Source organism: Clostridium sp. C2-6-12, from assembly GCF_009928485.1.
Classification (GTDB): domain Bacteria; phylum Bacillota; class Clostridia; order Clostridiales; family Clostridiaceae; genus Clostridium.
Genome location: NZ_JAABNP010000050.1, coordinates 23,759 through 30,798, shown reverse-complemented (window position 1 = coordinate 30,798; position 7,040 = coordinate 23,759). Strand labels below are relative to the sequence as shown.

6 protein-coding genes and 1 pseudogene are annotated in these 7,040 nt (G+C 27.5%); 5 read left to right on the top strand and 2 right to left on the bottom strand.

Annotation, left to right across the window (positions count from 1 at the left end; genetic code table 11):
• Positions 1-134: 134 nt before the first annotated feature.
• Positions 135-335: a hypothetical protein gene (locus GXK56_RS25255; RefSeq protein WP_160692687.1), complete on the top strand. Its 201-nt coding sequence runs from the start codon at positions 135-137 to the stop codon at positions 333-335.
• 105 nt (positions 336-440) lie between these two features.
• Here the strand turns inward: GXK56_RS25255 and GXK56_RS25250 are convergent, their stop codons facing one another.
• A complete protein-coding gene (locus GXK56_RS25250) occupies positions 441-971 on the bottom strand; it encodes a hypothetical protein (protein ID WP_160692685.1) in 531 nt (176 codons plus the stop codon).
• A 549-nt stretch (positions 972-1,520) separates the two neighbouring features.
• Between GXK56_RS25250 and GXK56_RS28430 the strand changes: the two genes are divergently transcribed.
• The 3 genes and pseudogenes from GXK56_RS28430 (at position 1,521) to GXK56_RS25235 (ending at position 3,476) form a co-directional block, all read left to right on the top strand.
• A complete protein-coding gene (locus GXK56_RS28430) occupies positions 1,521-2,300 on the top strand; it encodes a hypothetical protein (RefSeq protein WP_243156269.1) in 780 nt (259 codons plus the stop codon).
• A gap of 144 nt (positions 2,301-2,444) precedes the next feature.
• Positions 2,445-2,933, top strand: a pseudogene (locus tag GXK56_RS25240) (PD-(D/E)XK nuclease family transposase); the annotation flags it as partial.
• Positions 2,934-3,227: 294 nt separating this feature from the next.
• Positions 3,228-3,476: a hypothetical protein gene (locus GXK56_RS25235; protein WP_160692683.1), complete on the top strand. Its 249-nt coding sequence runs from the start codon at positions 3,228-3,230 to the stop codon at positions 3,474-3,476.
• Between the two features lie 248 nt (positions 3,477-3,724).
• On the opposite strand, the gene GXK56_RS28425 is transcribed toward GXK56_RS25235, so the two are convergent.
• The gene (locus GXK56_RS28425; RefSeq protein WP_202127946.1) at positions 3,725-3,904 is read right to left on the bottom strand and encodes a hypothetical protein; all 180 of its coding nucleotides are present in this window, start codon (positions 3,902-3,904) and stop codon (positions 3,725-3,727) included.
• 471 nt (positions 3,905-4,375) lie between these two features.
• On the opposite strand from GXK56_RS28425, the gene GXK56_RS25230 reads away from it, so the two are divergent.
• The gene (locus tag GXK56_RS25230; RefSeq protein WP_160692681.1) at positions 4,376-6,925 is read left to right on the top strand and encodes a DEAD/DEAH box helicase family protein; all 2,550 of its coding nucleotides are present in this window, start codon (positions 4,376-4,378) and stop codon (positions 6,923-6,925) included.
• Positions 6,926-7,040 lie beyond the last annotated feature (115 nt).

The window sequence follows — 7,040 nt, the reverse complement described above, 5'->3', positions numbered from 1 at the left end:
AATAATGGATAATAAATCGAGCGAAATTATTGCCAACTTTTACTTGACTCAAACTTGGAAAGAATATACTATATAAATACATTAATATCCATGATATAATTATTTTACTCAACAATAATGTGAGGTGATTAAATTTGGATAAAGAAATGTTAGAAGCATTAAGAGAAATGTTTAAAGAAGAATTAAAGGTGGAACTTGAACCAATCAAGGCTGATATTAAAGAAATGAAATCATATATAAAGTCGTTTAAAGATCAATTTACTGATTTTGAAGGCAAAAGTGCTAATAATCATATTCAAGTAGTAAATAAAATAGATAATATGCAAAAGGCCTAAATACTATGGAATTAGTCACATCTAAGAATTGGAATGATATAGCACAGTTAAAAGCAATTAAATAATAAGTTTAGTATAGGAGTATCTAAAATAGGTACTCCTTTTTTATACATTGCTATTTTTAAGATGTTCATAATAATGGCGAATAGCTTCATCAACAATTGTATTTAAATAAACATTATCATCTAGGTGAATTGCTTTGATTTTACTTAAGATTCTAACGGTTGAGCGTCTTAAAGTATAAGACCTAACCATGTCAAAAGCTTCACCGTCAACAGGGGGAGTCCTACCAAGAGGATTGCTTTTTGAAAATCTGTAATCTGTAATATCTTCTTTAGCTTTAGGTTTTGAAGATGTTTCTTTATTGTTTAAATTTGAAGCAGTTTCATTGGTGGAATTTTCATTAGCTTCAATATTGGAAGTTTTTGTACCAATAGGAGCAGCATTTGCAGAAGTCAAATCAACTTCAATTGGTTCATCAGTAGAATCATCAAAGACAAAAGAGCGTAAAAGTGTTCCTTCTAATATAGGTTCACCTTCAGAAAAATTACATACCTCTATATCGTCATCTTCATCAAATTCAAAATCATTTTTAATTTCAGACTTTTTTCTTGATTTTTTAATTGAGCTTCCCATAGTTTGTACCTCCTTAAGTTATTTTCGTAAAGGCTTTGTTTATCTATTGTTACAGTATAAAAATTATGCCTTCAATTAATATATATGAAAAAATAAAAATATATAAATAGGAAAATAGAAAAAAATAAAAATAGTTATATATGTTTATAGAAAACTATGTTCATAGGTAAATTGGTTTATAGTTTTATAGGAATATAGGTTTATAGGAATATATTTAAAAAGTTTTATAGGTTTATAGTTAAATAGAAAGGTATAAAAATAGGAATATGTTTTTATAGGAAAATATGAATATAGATAAATAGGTAAATATATAAATATTTATAGGAAACATGCGGGTTTGAGAGAAGTTCGGATTAATAAGAATTAAAAAAAGGAAACTTTAAGTGCGATTAGATGCTTTTTTGATATTAGAATAAAGAAATTTAAAAAAATTTTTAAGAGGTAAATATGGAAGAGTAGAAAAAATAGTTAAGTTAAAAAAAATTGATTTTTGAAAAAATAGGATAATGTGGTAAAGTATATACATGAGATAAATTTACTTATTGTTAGGTGGAATTTGTAATAAAAAATGTTGTTTTCAATGAAGCTTGTGATGAAAGGACAATAGAAGGATGGAGTGTTAATTTGGAAGAAGATATGAGAATTAATAAAATTATTAATATTAAAAGTCTTGTGCCAGGAAAAATTTTGATTTATTTATGGTTGAAACATATTGAAAATTATACAATTATAGAAACTAATTGGAAAGCAGCTTCAGAGTCATGGAATTTATCAAAGGAAAATAAATTAAAACAAATAATAAGGCGCATGAATGTTTATTTTTACAAGAAATATGGATATAAGATTTATGAAAGTAAACTACCATTAGAAAAGTCATTACAGCAATGGGAGACAAGTGCTTTAGGGATATCGTTAAGAGAAAAATCAGTTTCAATTATTGCTGTAAATTATAATTATTATGACCTTGAATTAAACTATGATTCAATGGAAGAAATAATGCAACATATTATAAGGAAATGTTTTATAAGTACTCTGTGTATTTTAGCATATTTTCAAGATGGATATAATAAAACAATTTTTGCATTACCTAAAATGAGTTCCAAAAATGTGAATGTTATTTCCGTGTGCTTTGATGAGATAAATAATATTTTAATAAATAATGAAATTTCTCATAGTATAGAATTAATTACAAATGAGGATTTTGAGGCTAGAATTATTCAACCAGTATTGAATAAAATATTAAGAGATAAAATCCCAGAAATAATAAGGGTAGAAGGATGCGAATGTGAAACTTTAATTGTAGCTGGTGAAGAAAAATTACAAGAATAAGATAATGAATTTTTAGAAGATAAGAATTTAGATGAATTAGCTGATGTATATGGAAGTTTTGTTTGAGATTATGGAAACTTCCATGAACATTAATGCGGAAATTCAATTGATTAACTAAAAAAAGGTTAAGATTATTCAGCCTTAAGCAGAACTATTACTATAAATATTTTAAATTTTAATTATTTAGAAGAAGATAATTTTATTAATAATTATTTATATCATAATAAAATAACGAAGAAAATATTAAGTGATTTATGTGAAATTATATTTATTGAATTGCCTAAATTCAATAATACCCATAAGATTTATAACGATAAGCTTCATAAATGGTTAACTTTTTTAGCAAATCCAAGTGGAAAGGAAATTCAAGATATGGCGAAAACTGATAGTGAAATTAAAGAGGCAATGGATGCACTATATAACATAGGTTCAGATGAAGAGCTTAGAAAATTAATTGATTTAAGAGAACTTGCTATTATGGATGAGCAAAATAGATTGAATGGTGCTAAGAAAGAAGGAAAAGCAGATCTTTTAATTAAACAATTGATAAAGAAGTTTAAGATACTTCCAATAGAATATAGAAAAAAATTAGAGGATATGTCAGAAGAGGCTATAGAAATTATAGGCGTATAAATATTTGATATGGAGTCTATTGAGGAATTAAAGAAATATTTTTAATAAAAATATTTATAGATTAGTTAATATAATACAAAAAACAAGAGTTTATGTAGAGTAAACTCTTGTTTTTTGCATTATAATGGGTGAAAGTTACAATAACCTCTTGAGCTTTCAAAAGTATCTTATGGTATACCATTTGCCATTAATGAGATATCAATTAGATTATCATGGTCTATAAAAAGTAGATTTTACTCTGATAAGAGTTGGAAGGAATGTATTCCTATTGGCAGTCATCCAGAGTTACGAAGAATGCTATTAACAGGGCATGGAGTATTATGTTTAGTTGATGGAATAGATGCAGCAGCTCGTTCAAAAGGACAGATTTTATTGTTTGCATTACACCTTAATTTTGTAGCGTGGAAGAGATTGGCTTTCGCAGGACTTATGGAAATTAGAGCAATATATAAACAAAATAGCATTGACATTGCTGCATTAGAGGAAGATTTGAGAAATGAATGGGATAGGTTATATTTGAATAAGGAAACTGTATTGCCATGAGATCTGCATTTAGTGGATAAATCAGAGTAATATTTGTATATAATTAAGTAATGCGTTTAAATAAATTCTAAAAGAAAAAGCATGTGTGATGAAGATGCGTAAATTTTATTAAAAATATGTATTAATTTTAATAAAATCTGATATAATATAAATAAGAAATGCTTAGTGCTAGTAACACTAAGCAATCCTTAGAACATTTATTTTGTTTTAGGGCTATTAGATTAGATTTTAATTCTAAATATTAAATCTTAGAAAAAGTGCTTATCTTGTTGGGATGGGGCACTTTTTTCTTTGGTTTTAACTTCTAAATCAAGGCCAAGAAACTTAACCTTAATTTTTAAATGATGTATGAAAAGATTATGCTTTAAAATTAATCTAATTACATAAACAATCGATATACATTTTATAAAAGTGTCTAACATATCCAATACCACCCCCTTTAGCTATAATGAAATAATTCACTAATAGCCCAAGGAGGATAAAATGTTCAAAACCTCCACAGCCATCCTTCTGTGGTTATTGTATTTACATTGGATATTGTACCACAATTAACTAATAGCATATAGTGGCAAATCATGGGAAATATTATTGGACAATTTATAGAATTCATATAGATATAAGTAGGGAAGTTAAATAATTTTCGAAGGAAAAATTTTAAGTATTACTAGGTGTTAAATATGAGTTACTTGGAGTTATAGAAAGATTAGTTAATGTTAATAGTTTAAAAAAGTTTTAGAAGGTAAGGTATAAATAAGCTAACTACTTGTAGGAATTGCAAGTAGTTGGCTTATTTACGTTAATAAAAGTATGTAAACAGCATAATTTCAATGGAAGAAAGTTGGCTGATGTGGTAAAATATTTGTATATAATGTTAGAAAATGAAAAATGAGGGGAATTTTATGAGTAGCCTTAAGAAACTTGAAGATGATAAATTGGATATAAGGGAAAAAGAAGCTGTTTTTGCTAATGAAAATACAAAGGTATGTGAGTTTAAAAATGCAAGTACAGGAAATGAAAATCAGTTATACATTAAATTAAAGGAAAGCATTAAAAAGGCAAAGGCTATTGATATAATAGTTTCTTTTCTTATGGATTCTGGAGTTAAAATGATTTTAGAGGATTTAAAAGAAGCCATAGATAGAAATGTAAGTATAAGAATTTTAACAGGAAGTTATTTAAAGATCACATCTCCAACAGCTCTTTATATGCTTAAGGGTGCACTTAAGGATAAAGTGGATTTAAGATTTTATAATGTTCAGAGCAAATCTTTTCATCCTAAGTCTTATATTTTCCATACTGAAAAGGATAGTGAAATTTATATAGGATCATCTAATCTTTCAAGGGGAGCTTTAACAGATTCTATTGAATGGAATTACAGGTTTCTGCGTTCACAAAATCCTGAAGATTTTAATGATTTTTATGGTGAATTTGAGAATTTATTTAATAATTATTCTGAAATTATAAATGATGAGGTTATGAAGGATTACTCAAAGAATTGGAAAAGACCACAGGTTTATAAGGATCTTGAAAGGGCTAAAGAAAATGAAATTAATGAAGATGATTTTGTGCTTGAACCAAAAGAAAGTGAAAGGAATAAGGTTGTAGAACTTTTTGAGCCAAAGGGAGCACAGATAGAAGCTTTATATGAATTGGAGAATTCAAGGGAAGAAGGCTTTGATAAAGGGTTAGTAGTGGCTGCTACGGGAATAGGAAAGACATACCTTGCTGCTTTTGATTCAATGAAGGCTGAAAGAGTTTTGTTTGTTGCTCATAGAGAAGAAATAATTAAACAGGCAGCTAGAAGCTTTAAAAATGTTAGGAAGTCTGAGGATATTGGATTCTTTTATAATGGTACTAAGGATAATGATAAAGAAATGATATTTGCATTAGTACAAACCTTGGGGAAAGAGGAATATTTAAAGGAAGAATATTTTAAAAGAGATTATTTTGATTACATAGTAATAGATGAATTTCATCATGCAGTATCAAGTAATTACAGAAAAATAATAGATTATTTTACACCTAAATTCTTACTTGGCTTAACTGCAACACCTGAAAGACTTGATTCAAAGGATGTATTTTCTCTTTGTGATTATAATACTGTTTATGAAATAAGGCTTAGTGATGCAATTAATAAAGGATATCTTTTACCTTTTAGATATTATGGAATTTATGATCAAATGGTAGATTACGAAAATATAGAATTCAAAAATGGAAAATACAATGATAAAGAATTAGAAGAAGCTTTAATGCTGGATAAAAGAGGAGAATTAATCTTAAAGCATTATGAAAAATATAATTCTGGTAGAGCTTTAGGTTTTTGTAGTTCGAAAAAGCATGCAGAGTATATGGCAAAATATTTTTGTGAAAATGGAGTAACCGCGGTTGCAGTATATAGTGGAGAAAATGGAGAATACTCAGAAAACAGAACAGAAGCAGTAAATAAATTAACCAAGGGAGAAATAAAGGTTATATTTTCTGTAGATATGTTTAATGAAGGTTTAGATATACCTGCAATTGATATGGTAATGTTCCTAAGACCAACTCAGTCTCCAACAGTATTTTTGCAGCAGTTAGGAAGAGGACTCAGAAAGCATAAGGATAAAAAATATTTAAATGTCCTAGATTTCATAGGAAATTATAAAAAAGCAGACCTTTTGCCATTCTTATTAAGTGGAAAAACTTATTCTAGAATTGAAGCAAAAAAAGGAATTCTTAATGAAGATGAATATCCAGAAGATTGCAGAGTGGATTTTGATTTTAGAATTATAGATGTATTTAAGAGAATGGCTGCTAAAGAGATGAATATCAAAGATAGGATTTTAGAAGAATTCTTAAGAATAAAAGAAGTTGTAGGACATAGACCAAGCAGAGTTGAATTTTTCAATAATATAGATGATGAAATATATTCAGCAATAAAAAGAAACAAAAGTGAACTAAATCCTTTTAATGATTATTTAGGATTCTTAAAAGAAAATGGAGAATTATTTGAAAGTGAAGAAACTTTATTTAATAGCATAGGACATGACTTTATTAAAATGATTGAAACTACAAAGATGAGTAAGAGCTATAAGATTCCTGTTTTCCTTGCATTTTATAATGGGGGAAAGGTTAAGATGGAAATTGATGAAGAGGATGTTTATAGGAGCTTTTATGAGTTTTATAGGAAGGGTAGTAATAGGGTGGATATGCTTAGGGATAAGAGTACGAAGGATTTTGAAAGTTGGGATAGGAAGAAGTGGGTTAGGTTGGCTAGGGAGAATCCGGTTAGGGCTTTGGTTAGGAGTGAAGGGGGATTTTTTATGAATTGTGATAAGGGTTTGATTTCATTATATGAAGATATAAAGAATTTTATTGAAAATGAGGAATTTGTCAATCATATGGGTGACTCAATAAGTTATAGACGTTATAGGTATTATGAAGACAGAAACTTTAGTGAATTTAAATAATATTTTTACTATAGTTAATGAGCAACAATATAAATACTCATAATGTCTATAAATCGGAAGTATACGTGTTCTCAAAAGTAATTAAAGACTTAGTGAAATATAATATTTTGATATA

What these genes read in the sequence shown, in the direction of transcription:
- GXK56_RS25250 (WP_160692685.1), bottom strand. Translation starts at nt 971, where the DNA reads ATGGGAAGCTCAATTAAAAAATCAAGAAAAAAGTCTGAAATTAAAAAT.
- GXK56_RS25235 (WP_160692683.1), top strand. Translation starts at nt 3,228, where the DNA reads ATGCTATTAACAGGGCATGGAGTATTATGTTTAGTTGATGGAATAGAT.
- GXK56_RS25230 (WP_160692681.1), top strand. Translation starts at nt 4,376, where the DNA reads ATGAGTAGCCTTAAGAAACTTGAAGATGATAAATTGGATATAAGGGAA.